The 1478-nt window shown below is 59.5% G+C and carries 1 protein-coding gene and 1 pseudogene; both read left to right on the top strand.

The features are described 5' to 3' along the window. Positions 1–531: pseudogene (locus OCW50_RS33015) on the top strand (hypothetical protein); the annotation flags it as partial. Between the two features lie 676 nt (positions 532–1207). Then, positions 1208–1478, top strand: a 271-nt coding sequence (locus OCW50_RS33010; protein ID WP_262300399.1) for a hypothetical protein, incomplete at its 3' end; no start/stop codon positions are given.

Here is a 1478-nt window from a genome sequence, read left to right as displayed (position 1 = left end):
CCGGTGGCGGCCGGCCAGGCGGGAGAGTTTCTGGCCACGGGGCTGAACAATCCGGACATGCCGCTGATCCGCTACCGCACGGGCGACCGGGGTGCTGTGGAGGCCGGGCACGAGATGTGCGCGTGCGGGCGCACGCTGCCGCGTCTGGCCCGGGTGGAGGGCCGCAGCGACGACGTGCTCTACACCCAGGACGGACGACGCGTCGGGCGTCTGGACCCTGTTTTCAAGGCTCATCTCCCGATCCGAGAGGCGCAGATCGTGCAGGAGACGCTGCGGCGTCTGCGGGTGCGCTACATTCCGGCGCCGAACTGGAGCCCGGAGGCCGAGGGCGAGATCCTGGCGGCGATCTGCAGCCGCATGGGCGATGTCGAAGTGGTGTTCGAGCGCGTCCAGCAGATCCCGCGATCCGCAAACGGGAAGTTTCAGGCCGTGCTATGTGAACTGTCCCCGGAGCAGCGGCAAGCGCTCCAGAGGAGTCGGATGTCTTCGCAATCCGCACCCTTCGAGTTCGCTGATCCGCAGGATCTCTGAACCGGCGGGCCTTCGCGCGAATGAGAAAACAAGGGTCGAGTGATTCAGGCGCCCCATCTTCGGGAGACGCATCCCGCCGGATCATCGGCATGGCCTCCCGACCATAAGCGCGTTTCTCACAGCCTGCTTCGGGCGTTGCGCCTCCGCAATGAGGAGCAGAGGAGCCTCGTTGCCGTCTCGCCCCTGTCACCCGTGCTCCGGCCCGTTCTTCGTCATTGGTTCAGCGCTGCACTAACCGTCGTGGCTATCCCCATTCAGAGGCCTTCGCACGCGCCCGAATCAGCAAGTGTCAGGCGTGAGAGATGGTCGGGTAATGATCCATAGCCACGCTCCGCAGCTACATAGCGTGGCTTGATCGCCCTATTCTTGTCGAAATTTAATAACGTTACTCCAATTCATTCCATCTTCCTGCCACGTTTCTGACAAGGTTTGCTAACGTCAGCCAAAATGGCGCACAAAGACAAAAAGTTGGCGTTTCATCACAAGACTGCGCAGCAACAACTTCGGTATTCGAACTATGCACACTAAAGAGTTTCAATCTCTCGTGCGCTGTTAACAAAGCAAAATCTAAGACCTTCCAAGTTACCGCATGTTCATGCGGCCATCTTCATAGACTCGCTAAAGACTAAAATATTAACAATGCCTCCAAAAACGGGGGCAAAGGGGCTTATTACCAATGGCTACGATCCTTCCGTCACAGTGGACCCCGTCCGCTTCTGAAAGCACGTACATCTCATCCAGCATCGGCCCGCTCCAGGTGGACAACGCCGACAAGGCCTGGAGCTTCTCCTCCCCCGACAACAACACCATGCGCTTCGAGGTGCGCAAGGGCGACGTGTTCAGGTCCTCCTCCTGGACCGATCCGTCGACCTCCGAGCGCAACAACGTGCAGGAACTGGTGTCCAACAAGCACCCCGTCTCCCAGGAAGTGAAGATCAACTACGACT

The sequence above is a fragment of the Microvirga sesbaniae genome, from assembly GCF_025460805.1.
GTDB classification, from domain to species: domain Bacteria; phylum Pseudomonadota; class Alphaproteobacteria; order Rhizobiales; family Beijerinckiaceae; genus Microvirga; species Microvirga sesbaniae.
This window is presented reverse-complemented; position numbering and strand designations above follow the sequence as displayed.